This is a genomic window from Pradoshia eiseniae (assembly GCF_002946355.1).
GTDB classification, from domain to species: Bacteria; Bacillota; Bacilli; order Bacillales; family Pradoshiaceae; genus Pradoshia; species Pradoshia eiseniae.
Genome location: NZ_PKOZ01000002.1, coordinates 204606 through 229504, shown reverse-complemented (window position 1 = coordinate 229504; position 24899 = coordinate 204606). Strand labels below are relative to the sequence as shown.

Sequence of the window (24899 nt, the reverse complement as noted above, 5' to 3'; positions counted from 1 at the left end):
ATCCTCACTTAATCGTTTTATTCTCTAGTGTTTTGCCATAAGCTATCTTTTCATACGTTTTTTTCAAGATGTTTGTTACAATTAAGAGTAAACTTGGTTACACTGTCGGGTAAGGAGAATGATGTATGCATGATGCACTAAATTTCTATGGCGAACGCATAGCCGGCGTGCTTTCACCAAAGTCTAATAATGATGTTAATGTCGTAACGAAAGGCCTCGTCCTTTACCGGCAAGGAATGGTGACGAAGCTTACTATAGATGAAGAATTAATCCATGGGGTCGTACAGGATGTGATGAAGGTCGATGTGACGCTTGATTTGACGTTCCCAAGCAATAGCTCCTGTTCATGCCCGGCGATTGACCTATGCCGCCACCAGCTGGCTGTATTTTTTGCGGCCTATAGCAAGAGCGCGAGTGTTTCCGATTGGGTCGATGACTGGAAGCATAAGAATGATGCTATGTATAAGCTGAAGAAATCGCTTGAGTCCGGTCCTGTCTTCAAGGGTACGGAATCAAAGCCCGTGCAGCAAAAGGTGAAACCAGATCATAACTATGCTTCCTGGAGAGCTTTTTTTGCAAATGTCGCACGCGAGGAGCTGACCCTGCCCCCTTATTTCATGATGGGCACTCACCGCATTGCCTCCTCTTATCAGCGCGCCATCCAGCGAAGCGAGCCGGATAATCGGCAGTGGGTTCCACTTTACCGGAGCATGGCCTATTTCCATGGGATTCGTTTTTTATTTGACCAGGATTCCGAATCGCTCGATCATTTCCGGAAAGAGATGCTCCAACAATCCGTGCATGAGCTTTATTTAGCGATCATTGATGAGATGAGCCGCTTTGAAACGTCTATCCGCCCGTTTGATTCAGAGGAGTTCATTGGGGCTTTCTTAGAGGAGACGCAAGGCCTCCTCTATACGGATTCCTTCGTCTTTTATCGCTGGCAGCTTTATGGACTCATTTGGTCAGCGAGCCTGTCCTCCAAGGAGGAACGTGCGGCAGAGCGGTCTCGGCTCGAAAGCCTTGTTACTTCCCTGCCCGAGGCAGATGCAGAGCTTGGACAGATGATGATCGTTCATTTGCTGATGCTTGAGCAGGAGGATGAGGCAGCGCTCGCGATTATCCAGCTTCTTGGACCGGCAGCCTGCTTCTACCTCACCTTTATGCTCGAGGATATGAATATGCTGAAGCAGCATGCTCGTATGATTCCATTTGTTGAATTTTACACAAAGAACATAAAGGCATATTTGCTTCACTACCATTCACAGGAGTATAAGCGCACGAATTACTTGTATAATGCCCTGCAAATCATCCGCCCGTTCAGCTCGGCAACAAAGCGCTTTGACCTGCTTGAGCGCATGCTTCGGGAGACGATTCCCTATTCCCTTATTCCGTACTCCCATTATTTATATGAGAAGAAGGAGTACAAGAAATGGGTTGAGCTGCAGGTGGCTGAGCGTGTGAATGTACTGGCCGAGTGGCCGCAGCAGGCGAAGGAAATTCAAAAAGAGAAGCCTGAGGTGCTGCTCCCGCTTTACCATCAGCAGGTCATCCAGCTGATTGGCGGCAAGAATCGCGCTGCCTATCGGGATGCGGTCCGCTATTTGAAAAAGCTCCGGACGATATACAAAAAGTTAAAACAAGTACCTGCGTGGGAATCCTATATTGCTTATTTGAGTGATACCTATAAACGATTGCGTGCATTCCAGGAAGAATTGAGGAAGGGAAAGTTAATTGATGCAGCTGATTGATACACTTTACATCCAAATTGAATTACTCGAAGACGGACGCATTTTTGTTTATGGAACAGATGAGGGTGAGGAGGTTCAGGCGGAGTTCTGGGCACCGAGCTTCTTTCTCTGGGATGAGGATAGCTACTACGGAACTAAGCTTGAGATTACCCGGCTTGACGGCAAGAGCGGCATCATCCTCTCCGCCTATGATTGGATGAAGGTCCTTTCAAAGGAGCCGTTCAACAGCTTCATTCAATGGTCCTGGTCCAATTGGGCCTCCATCAGCCTCTCTCTTGCCCAAGGCTTATTTGAAGCCGTTGAGAACGGCACGGTCATGCCAAACTTCAAAGAGATGAAGGAGGGTGCCCTCACCTTCCCGCTCCCGCAGGAGATTATCGATGATTTCCATGATACGTTCTGGGAACAGGAGATGGTGAAGCATATCGCCAGCGGGGAAACCGTCCAGATGACGGTGCGTGAGTATGCGAGCGAATGGCTCAATGAAGCCATCAAGGACCGCCCTGGTGAGCACCGTGTGCGCGACCTCGTGAATATATTTGCCGAGAAGGGCTTGTCCATTAAGTCACTCAGCCGCTTCTTCGATGAGAATCGATGGAATGAGTGGACTGGCATGAATGATAACGGCCTGCTTTTCACCCTCGGCCTCCGTTTAAGCGAGCCGGATTTCGCCGCTGGTGATGAGGTCGACCAATGGAAGCTTGAGCCCTTCCTGCGCAGCAAGAAGAAAACCGATCAATTCTTCCTCTGGTCTGAGCGCGAGAAGATTCCATTCTCCTGGAAGAAGCAGCTGGATACGGCTGAAGAGGAGCTCAACCGCTGGAAGGAATTATTCCCGTGGATGGAGGATATCATTACGGAGGACCAGGCTTGGGACTTCCTGACCGATGCCTCCGAGGTGCTCCATATGCTTGGTGCGGAGATTCTGCTGCCATCCTGGTGGCAGGCGATCAAGGACGCGAAGGTGACCATGCGGGCGAAGGTAAAGAACTCAAGCGGACGCCGCAAATCCTTCGTCGGCATCAATGCCCTGCTTGATTATAATTGGCGTTTCTCCGTTAATGGTGCGAATGTATCAGAGGAAGAATTCAATAAGCTCGTCGAAGAAAAGCGCCGACTCATGTACATTCAAGGGCGCTGGGTACGCCTGGACCCTGCGTTCATGAGACGAATGCAGGAGCTGAAGCGCGAGGCCGATGAGCGTGGCCTTCGCATTATGGACCTCCTTAATCAGGAACTGACCCAGGAGGATGACGAGGAAGCGGTGGATGAGGATCAATATGCCCGCATCCAGTTTGAATTGAACAATGATTTGAAGCGGTTCATGACGAAGATTCGTTCCCTAGCGGATATCCCGCTGATCGATGTGCCGGATACATTCCATGGTTCGTTAAGACCATACCAACAGCAAGGGATGAGCTGGCTATTATTCCTGCGTGAATACGGCTTCGGCGCATGCCTGGCCGATGACATGGGACTCGGAAAGACGATTCAGCTGATCAGCTACATGCTCGCTGTCAGGGAAAAGAACGGCCCTGCCTCCTCTCCTGCCCTGATTGTCTGCCCGACCTCGGTGCTCGGCAACTGGCAAAAGGAGCTTGAGCGCTTCGCCCCTGACTTCAAGGTTCACCTTCATTACGGCTCAGGTCGGAAGAAGGGCGAGGCATTCACCACAGCCTTCGCCGGCACGGATGTCGTACTCACCAGCTACGGCCTTCTCCATCAGGACGAGGAGGAATTCCTCTCCATCACATGGGATGCAGTCGTGCTTGATGAGGCACAGAATATCAAGAACTCGCATACGAAGCAATCCCGCTCCGCGCGCAAGCTGCAGGGCCGTCAGCATATCGCCCTCACCGGCACGCCCATGGAAAACCGCCTGAGTGAGCTTTGGTCGATCTTCGATTTCATCAATAAAGGGTATCTCGGCTCTCAGGCTCATTTTGATAAACATTTTGCAGCTCCGATTGAAAAGGACGGCGACAAGAAGAAAATTGCCTCCTTGCAGAAGCTGATTCAGCCCTTCCTGCTTCGCCGTACGAAGAAGGATGAGGAAGTGGCCCTCAACCTGCCGGATAAGCTTGAGCAGAAGGAATTCATCAGCCTCACTACCGAGCAGGCCGCCCTATATGAGCAGCTGGTGAAGGATACGCTTGAGAAAATTGAGCAATTGAGCGGATTTGAGCGTAAGGGGCTGATTCTACAGATGCTTACCAAACTGAAGCAGATCTGCGACCATCCGGCCCTCTACTTGAAGGAAGAGACGCCGACTCATATACTCCACCGCTCGGGCAAAATGGAGAAGCTGATTGAGCTCCTCGATGCCGTGTATGAGCAGAACGAGAGTGCTCTCGTCTTTACGCAATACATCGAGATGGGCAATATGATCAAGCATATCGCCGAGCGCCGCTACGGCCAAAAGGTGCCATTCCTGAACGGCTCAGCCGGCAAGAAGCAGCGCGATGATATGGTCACCGCCTTCCAGGAGGGCAAGTACCCGATTCTCCTCCTTTCATTGAAGGCTGGAGGTACCGGGCTGAATCTCACTGCAGCGAACCATGTCATCCATTATGACCGCTGGTGGAACCCAGCCGTTGAGAACCAGGCGACCGACCGCGCCTACCGAATCGGCCAGACACGCTTCGTGCATGTCCACAAGATGGTCGCCTCCGGCACGCTCGAGGAGAAAATCGATGCGATGCTAGAGAAGAAGCAGACCTTGAATGATGAGATTGTCCAAAGTGATAACTGGATTACCGAATTGTCTGGTGATGAGCTGAAGGAATTGCTCGTGCTGGATTTATAGAATGGATATTGGAGCCCGGACTTTGTACCGGGCTCTTTTTTAAGGGGGATTAGGGAGATGGATGTTGTGTTGGCATTATTGGTTTTTACGGTGCCCATTTGGGCTGTTGTGCTTTGCGTAAACTTTGTGGCAATTCTTCAGAAGCTGAAATATGAGGAGGATCATCCTCAGAATACGTTTTGGTTTACAGTATCTGGGGCGATGCTGATGTGTTTATTATTTTTCGTATTGATTTCATTAAAGTAGGCTGAACCTTTTATGGTCCAGCCTACTTCTTTGTGCTTAGCTATGTTTTATTCTGCTGCACGCTTAAGCGAAAGGTCATATTTATATACTTCCTCTGGACTTGAGAGTTTATATCCTAAGGACGGGCTGAAATCGATGAATAATTCGTTATGCAAATAGGCTTTGCTCTTATCTGATACATAGAAGGGAATCCCTTCAACCTCATAAGCATCATCCCCCTCCTGCTTTTGGTCAATCGATAATTGATAATCAGCAAAAAGAGAACAGCTGCCTACATAGCTTGATCCAATGCGAATCCCTTCTTCCGCATCCAACGATAGCCCTTTCAATTGCTGTAAAGCAGCAGGTCTGATTGTGATAGATAGGTCCATGTTTATTCGCACTCCTTTCCGTATCTCGAATTAAATACAATACCCTCTCATCACCAATCAGAAACCTACCTTTTACAAAAAACACCAAATATCCGTATAACACCCTAAATAAATTCACTTTTCGCCACTATAATTGTAAATTTTTGTCTAAAATACTCAGGAGGTACTAATGAATAATGGCCCCCGGACTGGCATATAAATAGAAAAAACGATGCCATACAACCAGACGAATCTTTGACAGGAGCTGTTTTATTACATGATAGTAAACGAAGGAATGGCTAGACCAGAGGGGTCGCTCATACAAGTACAAAGGAAACTAGCAAAAACCATGGTTCGAAATCATACGAATATGATTTCTGACTTCCAGCTCAAACAAATTCTGCGCCTTCTGCACGATGACTATCAATACCTCGGAATGACCATCTCAATTTATGATACACCCGACCAAGTAAAATCTGACCACGAAAATCACGGACAACGCTATATAGATGACTGGTGCTACAAAGATGCCTTGAATGGAACTCTAGGCGGCTATCATAAGCTTGGCAACATCGCCCTCTTTCCCTTCAACCATATCGTCAAAAATCCAGCCTATCGCAAAGGACTCATGCAGCTGTTTTTGATCCAAGACCTCTTCCATGAAATCCGTCACGCCTACCAGCGTGTCCATATGAAAAGGCAATACAATACACCCTATATCACCACCGACACAAGCGGCTACCGCTCCCAATGGATCGAGCGTGATGCCAACAGATTCGCCTACCGTATGGTGGAAAAGCACCGTCATACCTTGAATGCCATTCTCGGGATAGACTTTAGGTGGAATAGCTGCTGGGGAAGATTTTATATTACGATTGAACGGTGATAGTTAGGACGGCGCTTTCTCGTGGGAGAAGGTGCTTTTTCTATTGGATTTTGTTTTAAGGAAGTATGCTTAACAATGCTAATGACGATGTTTGGGTTATACCGAGGTATATCCGCTTTATTTTTTCCCCATTAGAAAAAGCCGCGCATGAATTGGCGGCTACAAGAGGAGTTTATTTCATTTTCTAAAGTAATGAGGCTGTTGTGTTGAGGGGTAAGCCAATCAGGTTATTCGTGGTATTGATAATTTCGTTCCTTCAAATCGGCGATTTCGTTGATGAGCATTTGGAGGATATTCTCTACCCGTTTGAGGTCATTTTCCGTCGTGCAAACACGGCTGTTTACACTTCCGAGGATACGGATGAGGTCGGCAAGCATTTCGCGTTCAGTCATAGGGCGTGCTCACTCGTTTCCTGTTCCTCTTTTGCCGGTTTCTTCTCAGCAGTCTTACGGTCCATAAAGCTCACGTTTTCGACGATGACCTCTGTGATGAAATTACGCTTGCCTTCTGGGTTTTCATACGTGCGTGTTTGGATTTTACCAGTGATTCCGACAATCGATCCTTTCTGGCAGTAAATCGTCGTATTCTCAGCAATCCGGTTCCAAAGGGTACAGTTGACAAAATCAACGACATATTCACCATTGGAATTTCGGAAGCTGCGTTTAACGGCCAGCGTGATGTTAGAGACTGCCTTGCCATCCGGAGTGTAGCGCAATTCAGGGTCTTTCGTAAGCCTGCCCACGAGTGTCACTTGATTTAGCATTCATTTTCACCTCTCTTTTTTTTGAAGGTACAAGTATCATAATGGGTATTCAGACCCTTTGTACATTTGGCTAATTTGAAGTTTGAGTGTTTCTTCATGGACAAACTCTCCGTTTCACCAGGCAAATGGCCCATATATGAGGGTACTTTGTAGTGGATGGTCGCATTTTGACATTCCGTTCGACAAATTACTCCCATGTCATGTCTTTGAGCCGCTCGTGTTATAATAGAAAAAAATGGAGAAACGGAGGGAAGTCGATGAAGACATTTAAGCTTGTTTCACTGCAGCTAATTCCAGAGGACGGAGAGCCGGAAAATATTGAAATTGTTGATGGCCTTATCATTAATAAAGAAAATGAGGCGAGCACGTGGCTGATTGAGGCATTGATGAATGATGAGCAATATGAATTGGTCAAAGAACAGCTTAATGGCAAGGAGGATTCTTCCTTTATTGTAAGCTGCATTATCACGAAGAAGGATAATACACCTGCTTTCTTTGAGGCTTTCTTCGAGAATGCGCGGGTAATGGAGGATTATGTGAGTGTCCTGTTTATTGGCAAGCTGCGCAACCGCAGACGGGAAATGGCAGAGCTCCTGCTCGATGATTTAGTTGATGAGGGATTTACCGGTGCAGAGCTAAAGAGCGCCTTTCGCGATAGCCTCCGCTCAGGAAGCCGATAAATAATATAGAAAAGCTGGCAAGCACAAGTCTCGCCAGCTTTGTTTTTTATCGGTTGTCGTTCTTATCGTTTCGATCAGTTGTATCGTCGATGATGTCGTTCGTGTCATTCTTGACGTCATCTTTAAGATTTTGTGCGTCATCAGTGAGTTCGCCATCGAGTGTGTCGACGCCATTATTATCGTCATTATCAACGCCATTGGTGCCGTTATCATTCTCACCGTTCATATCCACACCATTATTATCGTTGGTCATGTCATTTGTATCCGTATTCATTTCCGGAGGAGGGTTTGTATCATTATCATCGTTGTTGTTACAGCCCACCATTAATACGGAAGCCATGGCCACGCCTAGCAATGCTTTTAGGATTTTCTGCATTCGGATCTTGCTCCTTTCCATTCTCAAGTCTTGACCAAAGGTCTTTCTTATAGTTCCCTGATTTAGCTTGATTATGATAAGGCAAAAAAAAGCAGCAAGCCCAAATGATAGGCCTGCTAAAAGGGAGAAGTGATATGGTTATCCACCATGGTATTATGAATGGCTGGTAGCGATTCATATATACCTTATTAGCCCGTTTTTACTCCATCTTAAACCTATTTATCCAAAAATCGACATATAGGCCTATGTTTTTCTCATCCAAGGGCAAAAATCAGCTCAGCTTCACATACGACTTCCCCGTTGACCGTGGCAACGCCTTTGCCTTTGCCAATAGAGCCCCGCACGCGTGTCATCTCCACTTCTAGCCTCAATTGATCGCCTGGTGTAACCTGCTTTTTGAACCGACAATGATCAATTCCGGCGAAAAACGGGGTTTTCCCCTTATTCTCTTCCTTCATCAAGACCGAAACCGCTCCAACCTGAGCCAACGCCTCCACAATTAATACGCCCGGCATGACCGGATACTCAGGGAAATGGCCGGAGAAGAAGGGTTCATTCGCGCTCACATTCTTGATGCCGACCGCTCGTTTCCCTTCCTCTACCTCAATCATTCGATCCACTAATAAAAATGGGTAGCGATGGGGAATAATTTCTTTTATCTGATTGATATCAAACATGCGCCTATCCTCCAATAAATTTCGTCATAAAAAAACAGGAAGGGCATCAATCCCTTCCCCCAAATTAGTTATTCACCAGTTGTGCCCTTGTTCACCAAGTCTGTAATATGAGTCCATGTGGATTTCTCGAAGACGTCGCCGGCATTCCCGTCGCCAATGACAGAATAGCCAATCAAGGCACCGCCAACAGCTGCCGTGACAGCGAGCACTAAGACAATCAGGATGCGCGCCCAAATCGGCACGATGCGAAGCCTGATCTTCTCTTCCACATCAGACGTTTTCTTTCTCTCTATGCGGCTATTCGGCTCCGTTGACTCTAGCTGTTCATTCTTCTTTCTAACCACTGCTTGCATTGTTCTACTCCTTTAACGAATCCCGTTTACCAGCCCCATCATTTGATCCGCCATGCTTACGGCACGGGATTGGAATTGGTACTGCCTTTGCACCTGAATCAGCTCAGTCATCTCAACGCTCAAATCAACATTCGATTGCTCGAGAGCCCCTCCTGTAAGGGAGACCTGATTTCTCAAAGCGCCGGTCAGCGGGGTATAGATTTCGTTCTCTGTTACCCCCAATTGTGCCATATTATTCGGGAGAGTAAAAGTATTATCGCTCACTTTTTCCAAAAATTGTGGTTTTTCTACAGATATGATGGCTAAATCAATCGTTTCTTCGCTGTTATTCTGATAGACGACTCGAATATGACCATCAGACTTAAAACTTATCCTCTTCATATCCTCGCCAATAAGAATCTTTTCATTATTCTCATCCAAAACCGCATGCCCCTCTGAGGTAACGAGCTGCAGCTGGTCTCCGACAGGACTTAAATAAAAGGCTCCATCCCTCGTATAGCGCGTCTCTACATTGGCTCCATTTTGAACGCTTACCGTGAAGTACAAATTCTCCTTATTGAGCGCCACGTCTAGGTCACGGCCGGTTTTTTGGATCGCCCCAACCTCTGTGTTCAGCTTGGACTGACTCATGCTTGCCCCGACTCCCACGCGGATACCGTTCGGCGTTAGACGCCCTTTCTCTTTCTCTACCCGCTCCTGATTATTAAATTCCTGCGTGAGCAAATCTGAAAAATATGCCTGCTTTTGCTTATAGCCGGTCGTCTCAGAATTGGCGATATTATTGGAGACCGTATCCAGCTTCTTTTGCAGCTGCCCCATCGTGTTTGATGCGGTTATCATCATTCTGTTCATCGCTCACCCTCCTATACCCGTCCAATCTCATTGACCGCTTTATCCATGCTTTTATCATATGCCTGGATAATCTTTTGATTCGCCTCAAACGTCCGATAAGCTGTCATCAGCTCTGTCATCGTCTTTGACGAATCCACATTCGATTGTTCAACCGCGCCCTGTCTTATCGTGAAGCTTACATCCTCCGTCTCATAAGCAGAAGGAAGCTGGCCTCCATTCAAACGGTACAGCCCCTCACCTTCTTTAATAAGCTCACCTTGCGGGCTGGAACTAAACGCAACGCCAAGTCGCGCCACCTGCTGTCCATCCTCAGATATGTATCCTTCAGGCGTTACAGTGAAGTCCACAGAGCCAAGCTGGATCCTCTCTTCATTCTCATCTAATATGTATTGACCGCTCGCTGTCGTCAAATAGCCGCTTCCATCAAGCGTGAAATTTCCGTTCCTCGTATAAAGAGTGCCATTTGCTGATTCCACCATGAAAAGGACTGTACCAGGCTCTCCTGATTCCGCATCAATTGGCAGACCGCCATCTATAAGCGCTAAATCAGTACTATGCTCGGTCTCCTTTACATTGCCCTGAGCGAAGGAGGGAATCGCCTCCTGAAGGTACACACCTGTATTAATCGCCCCGACACTCCTCAGCTTACTTATATTGAAGGACTTCTCAACAGGAATCTTCTCACTCTCATAGCTGTTTAGGAGCATCTCCGGAAACGCACGCACACTCGTCTGATCCTCCTTATATCCAACCGTCTCCGCATTCGCCAAATTATTTGTCAGCAATTCCGTGCGCCGCTGCTGAGCGATCATTCCTGACGCCGCTGTGTAAAATCCCTTAAACATCCAGACACCTCTCTTCTATCTATTTATATCGGGTATAAAGAGATGTCCGGACACAGACTTTTGACCTATTTCTTGCAGGCATCCATGTACGTTCATTTTTTTGATGACTGTAAGCTCTAAAGAAGCCAATAAAAAAGACCTGGCGATCCGTCCCGCCAGGTCTTAAAGGAGTTATTGATTAAACTAGTTTACGTCGTGTCACTCTGTCGATGTTATCAAGCATGATACCTGTGCCAATAGCCACGCAATCCATTGGATTTTCCGCGATAATGACAGGAACCTTCAATTCCTCAGCCATCAGCTGCTCAATGCCATGAAGCAAGGCGCCGCCGCCAGTCAGAATGATACCACGATCGATGATGTCAGCCGATAATTCAGGAGGCGTTTGCTCAAGGACTGTCTTCGCCGCTTGGACTATCACATAGATGGACTCATGCAATGCTTCCTCAATCTCCTGAGAACCAACGGTAATCGTTCTAGGAAGCCCATTCACCATATCACGGCCGCGAACTTCAATTGTCTCGTCACGGGATCCTTTGAATACAGTGGCCACTTTAATCTTGATATCCTCTGCTGTACGGTCACCAATCAATAGTTTATATTTACGTTTAATGTAATTCAGAATCTCGGCATCGAATTTGTCACCGGCCATCTTGATGGATGCAGACGTAACAATGTCACCCATGGAAAGAACGGCAATATCTGTTGTTCCGCCGCCAATATCAATGACCATGTTACCGCTTGGCTGGAAGATATCCATTCCTGCTCCAATAGCGGCTACCTTCGGCTCCTCTTCTAAAAAGACCTTCTTGCCGCCGCTCTTCTCGGCCGCTTCACGGATAGCCTTCTGCTCTACACTTGTGATGTTCGTCGGGCAGCAAATGAGGATGCGCGGCTTTGTCAGTAGGCCCTTCACTTCCAATTTGTTCATGAAATACTTTAGCATGGATTCAGTCACATCAAAATCCGCAATGACGCCGTCCTTCAACGGGCGAATCGCGATGATGTTTCCCGGTGTCCGTCCAACCATGCGACGCGCTTCTTCTCCAACGGCAAGAACTCGATTGGTGTTCTTATCAATTGCTACAACAGAGGGCTCATTCAACACGATACCCTTCCCCTTCACATGGATGAGCACATTAGCCGTGCCCAAATCGATCCCAATATCTCTCGAAAACATAAACGAATAATCCTCCTCAAGAAACACTTTCTGTTCCCTACTTCTGTACTAATTAAGAATTTTATCATATTTTGTAGAAAAAAAGGAACTTTCTACTTAAAATTTTGGACTATTTAGGGAAAAAAATCAAATTCAAGAGTTGTTTTACATAAAGAAATGTGGTAAATAGGTCAAACGATTTATTTTTGCTTTGTTGGAGGATTTTTATTTCCACTAAACTTACACTATCCACAATGTGGATAACTCAATTCCATAATAAAAAGGCCGACAACCCGGCCCTTCAACATACCCTTATACTACAGCCTCATTGAACCGGTTCTTCCTCTGCCTTACGATATTTTTGCTTTGTCGCCTCTCCTCCGCGAAGATGCCTGATTGATTTATGATAATCAAGAATCTCCTTTACCTCATTGGCCAACTCTGCGTTAATATCTGGAAGTCGCTCCGTCAAATCCTTATGGACAGTACTTTTGGATACCCCAAACTCCTTCGCGATAACGCGAACAGTTTTTCTCGTTTCCACGATATACTTCCCAATCTTGATAGTTCTTTCTTTGATGTAATCGTGCAATTCACTCGCCCTCCCTATTTGTAATAAGAGAAGTACGAGATAGAGACTCGCGGCTTATGATACGAAATGAATGCTCATATAGACAGAGTGTCAACTTTTCTTAGATCACTGATAGAATAAAACGATTCCCACCTCGAGAGCCCTCTCCCTCTAATACAGGTTTGTAACAGTTTATTAGCTTGGTTCCATGTTTATGCACAAAATCCACAATAAGGACAAGATAGCCCATTTCTTTTTCAAAGAACGCCTGTTAAATCATAAGCCCGGCAAGGACATAAATCGCTGATGTTCGCCTTTATAATGAAATAAAGACAAGGATATTTCCCGAGAAATAGATGGAAGTGCGTCGAATAAAAATACCCTTAGGCGAATTCGCCCAAGGGTATTTGACAATTAGTTACCGGTTTCTTCTCCGTTTTCCATGTTGCCGCTATCTTCAGATTCGTTGCCTTTTTCATCCTGTTGGTCAGCTGCTTTTTCTTCCTTCTCTGCTTGGTCAGCTTTTAATGAACTTAACGGTTTGTCCAGATAGTCTAATGGATTGACGGCTGTGTTGTCTTTTCTTACTTCAAAGTGTACATGATTGCCAGCTTCAGCATTGATACCGCTAGTGGAGCTTTTCGCGATTGTTTCGCCTTGCTTCACCTTTTCTCCCTCTTTTACTTCAATATCTGTAATAGAAGAATAATGCGTTTCCATGCCTTTGTCATGCTCGATTACCACGCTGTTTCCAAGTAATGCATCTTCTTGAACAGAGACTACTTTTCCGCTCATGGATGCGATGACTTCGAATTCCTTGCCATCTTTCATCGCATAGTCAATACCGGTATTTGGCTGATACGTATTATTATAAAAAACGAGTGATGCCTCTTGTTGCTTCGTATCACCATTGACATCATAGAACTCTTTCTTGATGACGGCAGATTCAGCTTCAGCCATTGGGATTGTAAAAGTCTCAAGTGAATTGTTGACTTCAATGGATGGCTCTGATTCTTCGCTTGTTATATTCTGTCTTGTCTCAGATAGCTCTTTCGTGAATTCATCATCACTAGCTTGGTACACTAAAATTCCTGTCAAAATGACGGCAGCACTAGTAATATAAAGTGCTGGCAAAAACCAACGTTTCTTTGTGATCCCTTTCCATTTTGACAACTGAGAAGATCGTTTCTTTTCTTCCTCTCTCATTTTCATCACCTCTGCCATCATTCTGAACACTTTTCAGAAAATATATACATGAGGCCTGAAAAAATTTTTAGTTTGTGCTAGTTCGGTTGAAATTATGCAAAAAATATCCTATTCGTTTCACGCACCTTCAAGTAGAGAAGTTCAGGTCTTATTGTGAAAACCCAAACTCAGAACACCAGCGATATAACAGGTTAGTTTAAATCTTCTCAATTGTATGCGCATGATAAGAAACCGTATATTGTAAGAAGGGCATTTTGATGCGGATGCGAAATTAATACCAGGGGCAACCTTAGCCGAATAAGCATACTCTACTAGTGAATCTGATGGATGCTTAAACCTTGTATATCAATTCGCTCGCAAGAACTGTGATTATTTCGGCATATTCTATTGTTGATATCATTTTAAGATTGAGTAAGGTCGAGAGCCAAATTAATTTTTTATAGGACAATTCAATTAGTCGCAGAAACCTATTTTCAGCAGAATGGGCGAGACTCCTATGGGATAAGTAAGTAAGCTGAGACCACTCTGCCGAAGGCGAGGGGGCTCAGCACTTACCCCATGGAAAGCGAGTCCATTCTGCTGAAAATAACTTTCACCTACAAATGGAGTGCAAGAGCATGAGAACTGTTGAACCATCCCTACACATATTTATCCTACACGAGAGACTACTGCGGCAGTAAACTTTTCTAGTGGCTCATCTTTGACTCAACTATGAAAATCAAAGCCTCTATATGGAGACCAAATACCAAAACAAAGGATTGAGAATAGAAGCATCCTCAATCCCTAAAAAACATTATTTATTTCTTCGCCGTAATGGTTGGCAGGTATGCGGTTGCCTCATTGATTGTAACATCCTTATAGTAGTGGGCGATGATTTCCTTATATGTCTTGCCTTCCTGTGCCATTCCGTTTGCCCCGTATTGGCTCATTCCCACTCCATGGCCATAGCCTTTCGTGGTGATGACAATCTGATTGCCCGTGCGATACCAGGTGAAATCACTTGACTTGAGATTGAGCTTCTCACGCACTTCCTTGCCTGTGAGCGTCTTGCCTCCTATTTTTATTTGGGCAATGCGCTTTCCATCCGTACGTGAGATGATTTGACCAATATCGGTCTTGCTTCCAATCTGGATGCCAAGCAAGCGCTCGAATTCGCTTAAAGCTATTTTTGTTTCCTGAAGGTATTTCGGTGATTTCTTATCCCATGGACTTTCGACGCTGCGCAAATATGGCAGGGAGTTTTGCCAGTAATCCTCAGAATTCTCAGTGTAGCCATTACTTGTGGAGAAAAAGGATGGTGTGATTAATTCATCCTTATACGTCAGAATCTGTCCTTTCGTTGCTTGGACAGCCTCCTGGATTCTTTTTCGCCGTTCCTCATATTGATTGCCCCACTGTGCCCGCAGCTCCTCATCACTCAAGTAGACTTGGTCATTAACCGTATCCGTGATATCTGCATCGGCTGGAGTCTCCTTCTTCTTTTGGGAGGTGAGGGTCTTGGTCACGAAGGTCCTGGCGGTTAAGGCCTGCGCCTTCAATGCCTCCATCTCAAAGCTTGACGGCATCTCAGCGGCAACGACCCCCACGACATAATCCTCTAAATCGACTGTTTCGACCGTATTTGTTTGATTTCGGAATACATTGATGCTGGCCACTGGATCCTCCTTCTTTTGCTTTACTTTAGGGAGCTGCTCTGGTTCAGCGGCGGTTTCTAACTGACCTGAGAAAGGCACCACCAGGAGAGCTGGGATTAGTATGACGACGATACCGATGATGGTGAGTGTGAAAAGGACTGGCTTCCAATGCTTCATATATGGCTATCTCCCCTCTATTCAGTTATCCAATACTCTTCATATGTATGAACTGATTCAAGGGAATATGTACAGGTTTAACGGTTTCGTTTTTGATAATCCCGATAGAGGCTAAGGAGAATGAGCACAAAAGCAGCAGCTAGAATGAGGTTCAACAGCACATTCACTAGCTTAAAAATGATGATGCCAAGGACAAGCAAAACAATAATCTTGAGTAAAAGACTGGTATCTAAATTCTTCATTCTAATTCACCTCCTTTTTCTTCTAGTCTATCAAACTTTCATTATTTTCGGACAATTATCCCCATTATCAACAGCGTGTGCATAAGTCTGTGGATAATCCGTGGAAAAATATTTTTAGACGAAATGCTACAATTTTTTTACTCTATTTCTTGATGTATGAAGGTTTATTTTATGAAATGATCATTTTCTTATATGGATATGTGGATAAACATGTGTATAACATTGTCAATAATGTGCATAACTTGTTGAAAGCTTGTGAGTTGTCCTGTGGGTAACTGTGTATAAGTTGATTTGTATAATCAAGATTGTATTCTCATACAATGGAACAAGCAAACGCAAAAAAGCCAGACCATGAGCCTGGCTTTTTCAATCATTTGCTATGAATAAAATTAAGCATTTTCAGCGATAATTTCGGTTTGTTCTTTTGTTTCATTGATTCGCTCAATATCTGCGCCTAAAGCAGCCAATTTGCCATGGAAGTTCACATATCCACGGTCAAGATGCTTAAGCTCTGTTACGCGAGTCACGCCTTCAGCCACTAATCCGGATAGGATCAAGGCAGCGGCAGCACGCAAATCTGTGGCAGAAACCTCTGCACCCTGCAGATTCGCATCACCAGAAATAATGACAGAACGTCCGTCAATCTTGATATCAGCATTCATGCGGCGGAACTCCTCTACATGCATGAAGCGGTTTTCAAAGACCGTTTCCGTAATCATGCTAGTGCCTTTTGCACGAAGCAATAGGGCCATCATTTGTGATTGCATATCTGTCGGGAAACCTGGGTGTGGCATCGTTTTGATATCCACAGCTTTCATGATATCTGGACCAATTACACGAAGACCATCTTTCTCTTCTTGAACAATAATACCCATCTCTTCCATTTTGGCAACGAGGGATGATAAATGCTCTAAAACGGCTCCTTGTACTAATACATTTCCACCTGTAATTGCCGCAGCAACCATGAATGTACCAGCTTCAATACGGTCAGGAATGATATGATGCTCTGCACCGTAAAGTTTGTCTACACCTTCGATACGGATTGTCGCTGTACCTGCGCCTTTGACCTTCGCGCCCATCTTATTCAGATAGTTAGCTAAATCAACGATCTCAGGCTCCTTCGCAACGTTTTCAATAATCGTTACACCATCGGCAAGAGCAGCAGCCATCATAATGTTTTCCGTCGCACCCACACTTGGGAAGTCCAAATAAATCTTAGCGCCTTTAAGACGACCGTCAACCTCTGCTTCGATGAATCCATTGCCGACTTTAACCTTTGCGCCCATTGCTTCGAATCCTTTTAAATGCTGGTCAATTGGGCGAGACCCAATCGCACAGCCGCCTGGAAGGGCTACGCGTGCTTTCCCGTTACGCGCTAAAAGAGATCCCATTACTAGGACAGATGCACGCATTTTACGTACATACTCAAACGGCGCTTCATCAAATAATGGCTTTGAAGCATCTACGGTTACTGTATTATTACTGAAAGTTACTTCTGTATTTAAATTTCGGATGACTTCGTTAATCGTATATACATCGGATAGCTCCGGAACGTCTCTAAGAACGCTTTTTCCTTCACTTGCTAATAATGTTGCAGCTAATACAGGTAAAACGGCGTTTTTAGCACCCTCTACTCGAACTGTACCCTCTAACCTGTTTCCGCCGCGGACAATGATTTTTTCCAAATTTATTCCCCTCCGCGTTCAATTTCTCTATATTAGTATTCAAATGCTATTATCGGTGTGCCAATGGTGACCATTGTTCCTGCTTCTTCAGCTGTTTTACGAAACGCAAGCTGGAGGTTAGCCCCATTTGGCAGCATATTTTTAAATTGTTTGCTGTTAGCAGAAATTGATACGAAATCGCTCTCTACAGCACTTTCCACTGACTTTGCATCAAATAATTTCATCCAGTTTTTATAAACAGCCTCATTCATAGTATCACCGGTTCTCACCTTTAGACAAGCGAAATAATCAGGTTCATTTTTAAATAAACCTTTCTTCCCGGTTTTCAGTTCTTTCCGAATGAAAGCTGCATGCCCGTTTGACCACTTCTCACCTTGAATAGAGTACAAAATTGTGATTTCATCATGTTCACCAGACATTAATTTTATTGTAGTACTTACATCCAATTCCTTATTGAGCGAACTGCCAGTCCAAGCTATGTAGTCAGAAGTATTCTCCTTGGTCCACACGTAGCCAGGGTACTCGTCTTTAAGACTTAATGCCATCTCAGCTAGGTCTCCATCTGAAGTTGAGCGTGCTAAGATAGTCCAGCCTAATACATCTGCGTCTGGATTTATCTCAAAAACTCCGTTTACGATTTTTTCCAAATCATTCATAACCAAAGCTTCTGTCGTTTTATTCCCTACATATAAAAGCATCAAACCAACAATTACAGGTAATACGACTTTTTTAAGCATTTACCTCACTCTCCCCATAGAGATAGTTTGCCCCTATGAAAGGTGTGTAAATACATAAATCCGTTCGTCATCATCTGACATTTACTCAAATAAAAGTGGTAACTGTCTGGAATATCCCAAATAAGTCAGGAAAAACCCGCTCACACTCGAACCAATCGCGATAGTCAGCAAAATATACAGCACTCTTGCTTGAATTACCCGGCCCGCCCGAAGCAGCTTGTCGAAATGGATTGCCTGAAGCGCCCACCATGTCACTCCGATGAAAAATAAATGACTGAGGATACTGATTAACGCCTGTAATCCAAAACTACTCATGATCATTTCCCTTCCCTGTCTCAAGATATACGATAACAGTGTAACATATTTAATTCCCATCTTCCTCTTTTTCTACAATTTATCGACTAATTTCTTCAAATATCTGCTTAATTCTCAGAAATAAGTGTCAAAATCAACAATATCATCCAAAATGACGTAAAAGGTACATGCAACCACCTAATAATTGTAAACCATTCCTCTCCCTCTTACTCTAACAAATTCGTTAGTTAACAAATTTGTCACGATTGGAGAAAATGGTGCATTTATCTATATTGCTGCATGTGATCAAAAACTTGGGGGATATTCTAAATTGTACCTTTGACAAAGGACTGAAATTCTACTGCATGCAACGCTTAATTTTTCAGGGGCGTTAGAATCTGCCTCGTTATTCAAAATGCTATTGGGAAAACAGTCTACTCATTCACTGCAGCAAGCCACAGAAAAAAGCTCGCCCAGCACACGGCCGGACGAGCTACTCGTTTTAGATACTTATCTCAATAAATTGACCATATCCGCAAAATTCCCCTGATAAAAATCAAGCAGGACATTTGGGAATAGCCCGAGAGCAAGCGTTCCCACTAAACAAAAACCAATCGCAAGCCCCATTGGCAGGGAGAGCGAACTCTCACGCCGCTTTTCACCCGGACGGGCAAACATATGAACCATGACATTGAAGTAGAACACATAAGAAATGATCGTCGCTATCAGCATGATAGCCGCCAGGATGTAATTCCCGTTCTCTTTAGCGAAAAAGCTGACAAAAATATTGAGTTTCCCAATAAAGCCGGCTGTCAATGGAATTCCAGCAAGAGACAGAAGGAAAATCGTCATCGACACAGCTTGCCATGGGGCTCGTTTATATAAGCCGGCCATGGCATACACATCATCATCCTTGTCACCGACGACAAATTGGACAATGGCAAGGGCACCGGCAACCATGAACACATAAGCGATTAAATAAAACCACAGAGCCTCAATCGTATATTGGCCAAAGGCTGCAACTGCAGCAAGCAAGTAGCCTGCATGCCCGATGCTTGAATAGGCAAGCATTCGCTTCAAGCTTCTTTGGCGTAAGGCGATCATATTTCCGACCAGCATTGTTATTCCCGCCAGCACTGCGATATATTGATCATTCGCCGTAAAGATGGAGAGAAATCCAATTGAATCTACAGTCGCTGTCATATAGACAGTCACGAGCATCCTCAGGAGCAGAGCGAACCCGGCAGCCTTTGAGACGATGCTCAAGAATGCGGTAACCGGTGTTGGTGATCCCTCATACACATCTGGCGCCCACATATGGAATGGGACGGTTGCCAGCTTGAATGATAAGCCGACTAGCAAAATGAAGAAGGAAAGGCCCGCTATATATTGATATTGCTCATTCGTCTCAATCGCGAATTGGTTGCTGAGCTCATACAGGTTTGTCGTTCCGCCAAGACCGTATAGATAACTCATTGCAAACAGGACAATCGCCGTAGAGATGCCTCCATTAACGACATATTTCATGGCTGCTTCTGTAGATTTAATTGAGTGCTTTCTCATCCCAGCTAATATATAGGATGAAACGGAGAGCAGCTCAAGCCCGACGAAGAGCGTGATTAAGTCCGCACTCGATGTCATCATCATCCCGCCTAAAAGCGCGGTAAGGAAGAGGTAATAGAACTCTCCTTGGTAAGGCTTCATGCCTGCTGAGGGCTGGTGATCGATCGCCAGCAATAGCACTAAGGCAGATCCTATCAGCAAGACGATCTTAAAGGCTTTGGCAAAGGCGTCCAGCACGAAGGTATCATAAAGAATCGAGCCAGCTTCCGCTGAGGTCAGCCCTACCACCACCGCTAAAGCAAGGAGCACGCTCACAAAGGCAAACCAGCCGAGGACTCTTCTCCCTATCTCCCTCGGCATCACAAGATCAAGAATGGAGAGCAGAACAGCCGCAGCAAGGATAATAAATTCCGGAACCATCAAGCTCCAGTTAAATGAAAGCAGGGTATCCATATCCATTCCGCCTCACCCCCCCATTCCTGAAATCGCGCGCTCAAGGATGGACGGATAAACACCGATGAGCACAATAATACCTACCAGCACTGCTGCCGGCATCCATTCAATTAAGCGAAGATCTCGCGCTTTTGTTTGAGCAGGCCCAAATGTCATCTTAAGCACGGCCCGGAGTATATACACAGCTGTCAAAATAATTCCAAGTGTCCCTATCGCGCCAAGGACGGCTTCCTCCTCGAACACGCCGAGGAACGCGAGGAATTCACTGATGAATCCGGATAAGCCAGGTAAGCCAAGCGATGCCATTCCTGCCGTCAGCAGGAGCCCTGAGAAAACCGGCATTCCATTCCACAGTCCGCCCAGCTTCCGCATATCGGTCGTATGAAAACGATTCTGCATGACCCCCACCAAGAGGAAGAACAGGCTCGCAATCAGACCGTGGGACACGACCTGGAATACTGCCCCCTGCATGCCAGCATCATTCAAGGCGCCAATCCCCATGAGGACAATTCCCATATGAGAGACCGAGGAATATGCCAGCATCAGCTTGAAATCGGTCTGAACGAGCGCCAGAAAGGCTCCATACAGAAGGTTGACTACCCCAAGCAGGATCACCCAGAAGGAAACGTGGCTGAACTCCTCTGGAAACAGCCCAACGCCGAAACGAATCAAGCCATAGGCGCCAATCTTCAGCAAGATTCCGGCATGGAGCATAACCACAGCCGGGGGCGCTTCCACGTGGACCTTCAATACCCATGAATGAAGCGGGAAGATTGGCAGTTTAATGCCGAAGGCCACTAGCAGGGCGATGAGGAGGGCATATTTTAATTCCGAGCTAATCGGGGACAATAATGTTTGTCCGCCGAGGGATAAAATCTGTTGCAAAATCTCAATATTGGCTGTACCCGTCTTCGCGAATAAGACAGCAATCACGAACAGCAAAATCGCTGAACCTAGACCATTGTAGATTAAGAAACGATAGGAGGCCTTCTCCCGATCAAACCCTCCCCATTTGCCAACCAAAAAGAAGGTCGCAACAAGCGTCACTTCAAAGAAAAGGAAGAACAAAATCAAGTTCTCAGCCGCGAACACGCCGAGCATCCCTATTTCCAGCAGCAAGAAGAGGCTGAAATATCCCCTCCACTCCTTTCCGATTTGCCAAGTAGAGGCAATTGCCGCGAGCATGCTCAACACTGCCGTCAATAGAATCATCACCATTGAAAATCCATCAATACCAAGTTCAAACGGAACGGCATACATCTGACTGAATTCATTACCCGTATTGTCAAGCTGAAACCAATCCGCATAAGCTGTAAAGCTGCTCCATTTCTCCCCGGATAAGACGATAAGCAGTGAGAACAAAAGCGGAGGCAGCGTCCCAAGCACACCGACTAGCTTAAGCACGCGGCTATTCCCCTTCGGCAGGAGCCATAAAGCCAACAAGAACAGGAGTGGCGAAAAAACAAGCAAAATTAATATCATCGCACATACCCCCCTGTCAGTGCATAGACGACCAGAATGACCGTAAGTCCAATAAAGGCAACCGCTCCGTACAGCTGCATCTGTCCATTTCCGGCATCGGCTCCCTTTGCGCCCAGCCTGTAAACGACGCCGCTGACGAGTGAGCCGATTCCTTGTATGATATAGCGATCGAACCATGAAAGCACATGTCCGATCCCTTGAACAAACGGTAGAGCTGTCCTTGCGTAAATTTCATCCACATAAAACTTATTCACTAGCAGATCCGGCATAACACCTTCTGAGGTCCCTTTTCTACCATAGAGCCAATACGCCCCAAAGCTTCCAGCCAAAAAGGCAAGAGTTGCAACGAGAGCAATCCAGCCAGGTGCCTCCACATGGGCTGCTTCTACATATGGATTCCCTTCTAAAAGCCACTCTCCGAGAAACTCCCCAAACCATGGTGTATTGAGATAGCCCGCAAAGACTGCCAGTACGCCTAGCACCATCATCGGGATTGTCATATTGCGGGGGGATTCATGAATCTTTGCAGCTGTTTTTGATGGCCCTGTAAAAACCAAGAAGAAGAGCCTGAACATATAGAAGGCCGTCAAGACAGCCGTCATCAGCGCCAAAGCAAACAAGACAGGATGGCCCGCATTCCAGGCAGAAGCTAATATCTCATCCTTGCTGAAAAAACCGGAAAGGAGCGGAAATCCTGTCAATGCCAACGTCCCAATCAAAAAGAGCGAACCGGTCAGGCGCAGCTTTGAAAATAAACCGCCCATATCAAGGATGTTCTGCGTCTTGATGGCATGAATGACGCTGCCTGCTGCCAAGAATAAAAGCGCCTTAAAGAAGGCATGTGTCGTCAGATGAAAGACCCCTGCGACATAACCGGCGGAGCCAAGGGCAAGCATCATATAACCTAGCTGACTGACTGTTGAATACGCTAAAATGCGCTTAATATCATTTTGGCCAATCGCAATCAGCGCTGCAAAGATGGCCGTAAAAGCACCGATGACTGCAATCGTCAGCAGGGCTGCTTCACTCGCGAGAAATAGCGGAAACAGCGTCGCAACTAGATAAACCCCTGCTGCCACCATCGTCGCTGCATGGATGAGTGCCGATACCGGAGTCGGTCCCTCCATCGCATCTGGAAGCCATGTATGAAGCGGGAATTGCCCTGATTTTCCAATGGCGCCAATGAAGATGAGAATTGCGATGAGAGTGATCATCCCTTCTGATACAGAGCCAGAGGTTACTTCTGCAAATATAGCGCTTATCTCAAACGTACCAGTCTGCCAGAATAAGAGAATGATTCCGATCAATAGCCCGACATCCCCGATACGCGTCATGATGAAGGCCTTCTTTGCGGCATCACGAGCAGATTCCTTATAGAAATAAAACCCTATCAGGAGGAAGGACCCTAAGCCCACAAGCTCCCAAAACATATATAACTGGATAAGGTTTGGCGATATGACGAGGCCGAGCATCGCGAATGAGAACAAGCCCAAATAGGCATAAAAGGTCGCGATGCGCCCATCCCCCTTCATATAACCGATGGAATATATATGTACAAGCACACTGACAAGTGACACAATCACAAGCATCAATGCATTCAATTGATTGACCTCAACACCTGCTGTCAGGCGAAAGTCCCCAACCTTCAGCCATTCAAAAGAGGCACGGTATGTCGGGGAATCGATGCGCTCGGTCATAATGAGTGCCGCTCCTAAAAAGGTTAGGGCCAATAGGCCGGTACCAATATAGGCGCTCAAATGCCTCATCCTCTGACCGAAAAGCATTAACAATATAAACGACAGCAGGGGAACTAGCGGGATGACCCACACAAACTCCATCATGTATACATTTCCCCTTCTAACTAGAATGGTTCAGCTTGTTCATCTCGTCGATATTGACGGTTTTACGGTTACGGTATAAGGCAAACAAGATGGCAAGACCGACCGCCGCCTCAATCGCGGCCACCGCAATCACAAACAAGGCAAAGACCTGGCCATCGATAGCCGGTGCGGGCCCAAGCTTACTGAAAGCGATGAGGTTGATATTGACGGCATTAAGCATTAATTCAATCGAGACGAGGACCATGATCATGTTCCGCTTCGTCAATGCTCCATACAATCCGATGCAAAATAAAACCAAGGCCAGAGTCAAATAGGCTGGAAGTGGCACCGTACTCATGAATCCCCCTCCTCCTTTTCATCCTTTTTGGCGAGAACAATGGCACCGACAAGCCCGACAAGCAGCAGCACGGATAAGAGCTCAAATGGAATCACATACTCACTGAATATCGAGATGCCAATCTTCTCCGTATTATCCGCATGCAACCGTCCTGCCACAGTCCCAAAGTCAAGATTATAGATTCCAGCATATACCACGGCGGCAAAGCCGAGAATCCCCAATAGAATCATCGCCTTACCGAGCGGGCGAACCTTTGATGGGCTCTCATCCTGGTGATTGGTCAGCATGATCCCAAAAAGCATAATAATCGTGATCGCGCCTGAGTAAATCATAATCTGGACGACAGCGGCAAATTCCGCTGATAAGAGCAGGAAGATGCCAGCTACGCTGACGAAGGTCAGCACAAGGGCAATCATCATATGCATAACCTTCGTTAAATTGATCATCATCACCGCCCCAGCGACGGCCATAAACCCTAAAATCATAAATGCGATGACTTCCCCGCTCATTGCTGATTCACCTTTCGAATATTCTCATCATTTTCGTCGAGCCACTGGAGATTCTTGAACAGCTCATCCCGGCTGTACTCGGCGAGCTCAAAATTATTGGTCATCACGATCGCCTCAGTCGGGCAAACCTCCGTGCATAAATCACATAAAATACAAATCTCAAAATTGATATCATACGTGTCGATAATCTTCTTCCCCTTCTTTGTTGCATCTGGATGCTTCTTGCCGGTGAGATGGATGCAATCTGTCGGGCAGATATTCACGCACTGATTGCAGACGATGCATTTTTCCGGGTAGAATTTCTGGATGCCGCGGAACCGGTCCGGTAGCATGATTGGCTCATTTGGATAATCATAGGTCACTTTATCCTTTGATAAATTTTTGAGCGTATATTTTAAGCCTTTGACTAAACCGAGCATTGGAT

Annotated in this window: 27 protein-coding genes; 5 read left to right on the top strand and 22 right to left on the bottom strand. The window is 45.8% G+C overall.

Annotated elements, in window-relative coordinates; translation table 11 throughout:
* Positions 1 to 125 precede the first annotated feature (125 nt).
* Genes CYL18_RS05990 through CYL18_RS05980 form a run of 3 tightly spaced genes read left to right on the top strand, consistent with a single transcriptional unit; the run spans position 126 to position 4803 of the window.
* Positions 126 to 1751: an SWIM zinc finger family protein gene (locus CYL18_RS05990; protein WP_104848575.1), complete on the top strand. Its 1626-nt coding sequence runs from the start codon at positions 126 to 128 to the stop codon at positions 1749 to 1751.
* Positions 1738 to 4557 (top strand): DEAD/DEAH box helicase, encoded by a 2820-nt coding sequence (locus CYL18_RS05985; RefSeq protein ID WP_104848735.1) that lies wholly within the window; start codon positions 1738 to 1740, stop codon positions 4555 to 4557. The genes CYL18_RS05990 and CYL18_RS05985 overlap by 14 nt, the downstream gene beginning before the upstream one ends.
* A gap of 57 nt (positions 4558 to 4614) precedes the next feature.
* Positions 4615 to 4803 carry a hypothetical protein gene (locus tag CYL18_RS05980; protein WP_104848574.1) on the top strand — a complete coding sequence of 63 codons (189 nt, stop codon included), beginning with the start codon at positions 4615 to 4617 and terminating at the stop codon, positions 4801 to 4803.
* Positions 4804 to 4850: 47 nt separating this feature from the next.
* Here CYL18_RS05980 and CYL18_RS05975 read toward each other — a convergent pair whose 3' ends face one another.
* Entirely contained in the window at positions 4851 to 5174 is a 324-nt protein-coding gene (locus CYL18_RS05975) for an iron-sulfur cluster biosynthesis family protein (protein WP_104848573.1), read from the bottom strand.
* Positions 5175 to 5430: 256 nt separating this feature from the next.
* On the opposite strand from CYL18_RS05975, the gene CYL18_RS05970 reads away from it, so the two are divergent.
* Positions 5431 to 6039, top strand: coding sequence for a hypothetical protein (locus tag CYL18_RS05970; RefSeq protein WP_104848572.1), 609 nt, complete (start codon positions 5431 to 5433; stop codon positions 6037 to 6039).
* Between the two features lie 227 nt (positions 6040 to 6266).
* Here CYL18_RS05970 and CYL18_RS19230 read toward each other — a convergent pair whose 3' ends face one another.
* Together CYL18_RS19230 and ssb are read right to left on the bottom strand one after the other, a co-directional pair.
* Positions 6267 to 6431: a hypothetical protein gene (locus CYL18_RS19230; protein WP_161497086.1), complete on the bottom strand. Its 165-nt coding sequence runs from the start codon at positions 6429 to 6431 to the stop codon at positions 6267 to 6269.
* Entirely contained in the window at positions 6428 to 6802 is a 375-nt protein-coding gene (gene ssb, locus CYL18_RS05965) for a single-stranded DNA-binding protein (protein ID WP_104848571.1), read from the bottom strand. Before ssb ends, CYL18_RS19230 begins: the two co-directional genes overlap by 4 nt.
* A 257-nt stretch (positions 6803 to 7059) precedes the next feature.
* On the opposite strand from ssb, the gene CYL18_RS05960 reads away from it, so the two are divergent.
* A complete protein-coding gene (locus tag CYL18_RS05960; protein WP_161497085.1) occupies positions 7060 to 7482 on the top strand; it encodes a YwpF family protein in 423 nt (140 codons plus the stop codon).
* Between the two features lie 46 nt (positions 7483 to 7528).
* Here CYL18_RS05960 and CYL18_RS05955 read toward each other — a convergent pair whose 3' ends face one another.
* From CYL18_RS05955 to nuoI, 19 genes are all read right to left on the bottom strand, one after another.
* Positions 7529 to 7858, bottom strand: coding sequence for a hypothetical protein (locus CYL18_RS05955; protein WP_104848569.1), 330 nt, complete (start codon positions 7856 to 7858; stop codon positions 7529 to 7531).
* Between the two features lie 254 nt (positions 7859 to 8112).
* On the bottom strand, positions 8113 to 8535 hold the full coding sequence (fabZ, locus tag CYL18_RS05950) for a 3-hydroxyacyl-ACP dehydratase FabZ (RefSeq protein WP_104848568.1): 423 nt from the start codon (positions 8533 to 8535) through the stop codon (positions 8113 to 8115).
* Between the two features lie 68 nt (positions 8536 to 8603).
* Positions 8604 to 8888 (bottom strand): DNA-directed RNA polymerase subunit beta, encoded by a 285-nt coding sequence (locus CYL18_RS05945; protein ID WP_104848567.1) that lies wholly within the window; start codon positions 8886 to 8888, stop codon positions 8604 to 8606.
* A 12-nt stretch (positions 8889 to 8900) separates the two neighbouring features.
* Positions 8901 to 9740: a flagellar hook-basal body protein gene (locus tag CYL18_RS05940; protein WP_104848566.1), complete on the bottom strand. Its 840-nt coding sequence runs from the start codon at positions 9738 to 9740 to the stop codon at positions 8901 to 8903.
* Between the two features lie 11 nt (positions 9741 to 9751).
* Entirely contained in the window at positions 9752 to 10585 is an 834-nt protein-coding gene (locus CYL18_RS05935; RefSeq protein WP_104848565.1) for a flagellar hook-basal body protein, read from the bottom strand.
* A 178-nt stretch (positions 10586 to 10763) separates the two neighbouring features.
* Complete coding sequence (gene mreB, locus CYL18_RS05930; protein WP_104848564.1) at positions 10764 to 11765, bottom strand: rod shape-determining protein; 1002 nt, start codon at positions 11763 to 11765, stop codon at positions 10764 to 10766.
* A gap of 304 nt (positions 11766 to 12069) precedes the next feature.
* Positions 12070 to 12336, bottom strand: coding sequence for a sporulation transcriptional regulator SpoIIID (spoIIID, locus tag CYL18_RS05925; RefSeq protein WP_049669334.1), 267 nt, complete (start codon positions 12334 to 12336; stop codon positions 12070 to 12072).
* A gap of 393 nt (positions 12337 to 12729) precedes the next feature.
* Positions 12730 to 13521 (bottom strand): M23 family metallopeptidase, encoded by a 792-nt coding sequence (locus CYL18_RS05920; RefSeq protein ID WP_161497084.1) that lies wholly within the window; start codon positions 13519 to 13521, stop codon positions 12730 to 12732.
* 797 nt (positions 13522 to 14318) lie between these two features.
* Positions 14319 to 15332 (bottom strand): stage II sporulation protein D, encoded by a 1014-nt coding sequence (gene spoIID / locus CYL18_RS05915; RefSeq protein WP_104848562.1) that lies wholly within the window; start codon positions 15330 to 15332, stop codon positions 14319 to 14321.
* Between the two features lie 77 nt (positions 15333 to 15409).
* On the bottom strand, positions 15410 to 15574 hold the full coding sequence (locus CYL18_RS19225; RefSeq protein ID WP_161497083.1) for a hypothetical protein: 165 nt from the start codon (positions 15572 to 15574) through the stop codon (positions 15410 to 15412).
* A 389-nt stretch (positions 15575 to 15963) separates the two neighbouring features.
* A complete protein-coding gene (gene murA / locus CYL18_RS05910; protein ID WP_104848561.1) occupies positions 15964 to 17259 on the bottom strand; it encodes a UDP-N-acetylglucosamine 1-carboxyvinyltransferase in 1296 nt (431 codons plus the stop codon).
* A 32-nt stretch (positions 17260 to 17291) separates the two neighbouring features.
* Entirely contained in the window at positions 17292 to 17996 is a 705-nt protein-coding gene (locus tag CYL18_RS05905) for a YwmB family TATA-box binding protein (RefSeq protein WP_104848560.1), read from the bottom strand.
* Positions 17997 to 18077: 81 nt separating this feature from the next.
* Positions 18078 to 18311 carry a DUF1146 family protein gene (locus CYL18_RS05900; RefSeq protein WP_407984517.1) on the bottom strand — a complete coding sequence of 78 codons (234 nt, stop codon included), beginning with the start codon at positions 18309 to 18311 and terminating at the stop codon, positions 18078 to 18080.
* 489 nt (positions 18312 to 18800) lie between these two features.
* Positions 18801 to 20312, bottom strand: a complete 1512-nt coding sequence (gene nuoN / locus CYL18_RS05895) for an NADH-quinone oxidoreductase subunit NuoN (RefSeq protein ID WP_104848559.1) — start codon at positions 20310 to 20312, stop codon at positions 18801 to 18803.
* 6 nt (positions 20313 to 20318) lie between these two features.
* Positions 20319 to 21788, bottom strand: a complete 1470-nt coding sequence (locus CYL18_RS05890) for a complex I subunit 4 family protein (protein ID WP_104848558.1) — start codon at positions 21786 to 21788, stop codon at positions 20319 to 20321.
* Positions 21785 to 23629 (bottom strand): NADH-quinone oxidoreductase subunit L, encoded by a 1845-nt coding sequence (gene nuoL, locus CYL18_RS05885; protein ID WP_104848557.1) that lies wholly within the window; start codon positions 23627 to 23629, stop codon positions 21785 to 21787. Before nuoL ends, CYL18_RS05890 begins: the two co-directional genes overlap by 4 nt.
* Positions 23630 to 23645: 16 nt before the next feature.
* Entirely contained in the window at positions 23646 to 23966 is a 321-nt protein-coding gene (gene nuoK, locus CYL18_RS05880) for an NADH-quinone oxidoreductase subunit NuoK (protein WP_104848556.1), read from the bottom strand.
* Positions 23963 to 24475, bottom strand: coding sequence for an NADH-quinone oxidoreductase subunit J (locus CYL18_RS05875; protein ID WP_104848555.1), 513 nt, complete (start codon positions 24473 to 24475; stop codon positions 23963 to 23965). Before CYL18_RS05875 ends, nuoK begins: the two co-directional genes overlap by 4 nt.
* Positions 24472 to 24894 (bottom strand): NADH-quinone oxidoreductase subunit NuoI, encoded by a 423-nt coding sequence (gene nuoI / locus CYL18_RS05870; protein ID WP_104848554.1) that lies wholly within the window; start codon positions 24892 to 24894, stop codon positions 24472 to 24474. The genes CYL18_RS05875 and nuoI overlap by 4 nt, the downstream gene beginning before the upstream one ends.
* Between the last annotated feature and the right edge of the window lie 5 nt (positions 24895 to 24899).

Coding starts and splice junctions, on each gene's coding strand:
- CYL18_RS05990 (WP_104848575.1), top strand. CDS start 126: ATGCATGATGCACTAAATTTCTATGGCGAACGCATAGCCGGCGTGCTT.
- CYL18_RS05985 (WP_104848735.1), top strand. CDS start 1,738: ATGCAGCTGATTGATACACTTTACATCCAAATTGAATTACTCGAAGAC.
- CYL18_RS05980 (WP_104848574.1), top strand. CDS start 4,615: ATGGATGTTGTGTTGGCATTATTGGTTTTTACGGTGCCCATTTGGGCT.
- CYL18_RS05975 (WP_104848573.1), bottom strand. CDS start 5,174: ATGGACCTATCTATCACAATCAGACCTGCTGCTTTACAGCAATTGAAA.
- CYL18_RS05970 (WP_104848572.1), top strand. CDS start 5,431: ATGATAGTAAACGAAGGAATGGCTAGACCAGAGGGGTCGCTCATACAA.
- CYL18_RS19230 (WP_161497086.1), bottom strand. CDS start 6,431: ATGACTGAACGCGAAATGCTTGCCGACCTCATCCGTATCCTCGGAAGT.
- ssb (WP_104848571.1), bottom strand. CDS start 6,802: ATGCTAAATCAAGTGACACTCGTGGGCAGGCTTACGAAAGACCCTGAA.
- CYL18_RS05960 (WP_161497085.1), top strand. CDS start 7,060: ATGAAGACATTTAAGCTTGTTTCACTGCAGCTAATTCCAGAGGACGGA.
- CYL18_RS05955 (WP_104848569.1), bottom strand. CDS start 7,858: ATGCAGAAAATCCTAAAAGCATTGCTAGGCGTGGCCATGGCTTCCGTA.
- fabZ (WP_104848568.1), bottom strand. CDS start 8,535: ATGTTTGATATCAATCAGATAAAAGAAATTATTCCCCATCGCTACCCA.
- CYL18_RS05945 (WP_104848567.1), bottom strand. CDS start 8,888: ATGCAAGCAGTGGTTAGAAAGAAGAATGAACAGCTAGAGTCAACGGAG.
- CYL18_RS05940 (WP_104848566.1), bottom strand. CDS start 9,740: ATGAACAGAATGATGATAACCGCATCAAACACGATGGGGCAGCTGCAA.
- CYL18_RS05935 (WP_104848565.1), bottom strand. CDS start 10,585: ATGTTTAAGGGATTTTACACAGCGGCGTCAGGAATGATCGCTCAGCAG.
- mreB (WP_104848564.1), bottom strand. CDS start 11,765: ATGTTTTCGAGAGATATTGGGATCGATTTGGGCACGGCTAATGTGCTC.
- CYL18_RS05920 (WP_161497084.1), bottom strand. CDS start 13,521: ATGAGAGAGGAAGAAAAGAAACGATCTTCTCAGTTGTCAAAATGGAAA.
- spoIID (WP_104848562.1), bottom strand. CDS start 15,332: ATGAAGCATTGGAAGCCAGTCCTTTTCACACTCACCATCATCGGTATC.
- CYL18_RS19225 (WP_161497083.1), bottom strand. CDS start 15,574: ATGAAGAATTTAGATACCAGTCTTTTACTCAAGATTATTGTTTTGCTT.
- CYL18_RS05905 (WP_104848560.1), bottom strand. CDS start 17,996: ATGCTTAAAAAAGTCGTATTACCTGTAATTGTTGGTTTGATGCTTTTA.
- CYL18_RS05900 (WP_407984517.1), bottom strand. CDS start 18,311: ATGAGTAGTTTTGGATTACAGGCGTTAATCAGTATCCTCAGTCATTTA.
- nuoN (WP_104848559.1), bottom strand. CDS start 20,312: ATGGATATGGATACCCTGCTTTCATTTAACTGGAGCTTGATGGTTCCG.
- CYL18_RS05890 (WP_104848558.1), bottom strand. CDS start 21,788: ATGATATTAATTTTGCTTGTTTTTTCGCCACTCCTGTTCTTGTTGGCT.
- nuoL (WP_104848557.1), bottom strand. CDS start 23,629: ATGATGGAGTTTGTGTGGGTCATCCCGCTAGTTCCCCTGCTGTCGTTT.
- nuoK (WP_104848556.1), bottom strand. CDS start 23,966: ATGAGTACGGTGCCACTTCCAGCCTATTTGACTCTGGCCTTGGTTTTA.
- CYL18_RS05875 (WP_104848555.1), bottom strand. CDS start 24,475: ATGAGCGGGGAAGTCATCGCATTTATGATTTTAGGGTTTATGGCCGTC.
- nuoI (WP_104848554.1), bottom strand. CDS start 24,894: ATGCTCGGTTTAGTCAAAGGCTTAAAATATACGCTCAAAAATTTATCA.